Raw genomic sequence first — 1,188 nt, forward strand, 5'->3', positions numbered from 1 at the left:
GCCGATCACTTCTTCGAACGCGGCGGCCACTCCCTCAAAGTGGTGACGCTCATCTCGCGGATTTATCGTGAACTGGGACTGGAAGTGCCAATGAAGGAAATCTTTGCTCGTCCAACGGTCAAAGAGCTGGCGGCGTATCTACGGGAACTGGCGCCAAGCGAGTACGGACGGATCGAGCGCGTGGAGGAACGGGGCTCTTATGCGACATCTTCGGCGCAGAAACGGATGTACGTGCTGCAGCAGATCGAACCGACGAGCACCAGATACAACATGCCTGGGGGACTGGAACTCCAAGGAGCCCTCGATGCCGAGCAACTTGAAGAAGCGATCCGTGCGGTGATACTCCGTCATGAATCCCTGCGCACCTCGTTTGGGGTAGAAGACGGGGAGCCCGTGCAACGGGTGCACGAAACCGTACCCTTCGTACTGGAGGTGGAGCGTGCAACGGAAGCGGAGATGGCCCAACAGGTGGAAACGTTCCTGCGCCCCTTCGACCTCTCTCAAGCGCCGCTCCTGCGGGTGAAGCTGGTGCGTCTTGCGGAAGAACGTTTCCTGCTGCTGTATGACATGCACCATATTGTCTCCGACGGCGTTTCCATGGATCTTCTCGTACGGGATTTCATGGCGGCCTATGCGGGCGAAACGCTGCCGGAACTGCGCATACAATACAAGGATTACGCGGTTTGGCAGCAAGGGACGCTGGGGACAGCACGGATGAACGAGCAGGAGAGCTACTGGCTGTCGCAATACGCGGAACAGCCGCCGGTGTTAGAGCTGCCGACCGATCGGCCGAGACCGGCGATCATGGACAACGCAGGGGGCAGCATCGGGACAACGATCGATCGTGAGACGGTGGAAGGACTCAAGCGGATTGCGTCCGAGACAGGCGCAACGCTGTATATGGTGCTTTTGGCTGCATATAGCGTATGGATGCACAAGTATACGGGGCAAGAAGACATCGTGGTGGGCACACCGGTGTCGGGGCGTACCCATGCGGACACCGAACCGATGATCGGGATGTTCGTGAACACACTGGCGCTAAGAAACTATCCGTCGGGATCGAAGCGGTTTATCGATTTTGTGCGGGAAGTGAAGGAGCGTACGGTAGCCGCGTTTGAGCATCAGGAGTATCCGTTTGAAGAATTGGTGGAGAAACTGCCATTGCAGCGGGACATGAGCCGTAATCCG

The 1,188-nt window shown here is 57.9% G+C and carries 1 protein-coding gene; it reads left to right on the top strand.

Annotated features, from left to right (window positions below; all coding sequences use genetic code 11):
• On the top strand, positions 1-1,188 hold a 1,188-nt coding region (locus NLX74_RS25460), incomplete at both ends, for a condensation domain-containing protein (RefSeq protein ID WP_254330926.1).

The organism is Paenibacillus sp. MZ03-122A (assembly GCF_024213325.1).
GTDB classification, from domain to species: Bacteria; Bacillota; Bacilli; order Paenibacillales; family Paenibacillaceae; genus Paenibacillus; species Paenibacillus polymyxa_B.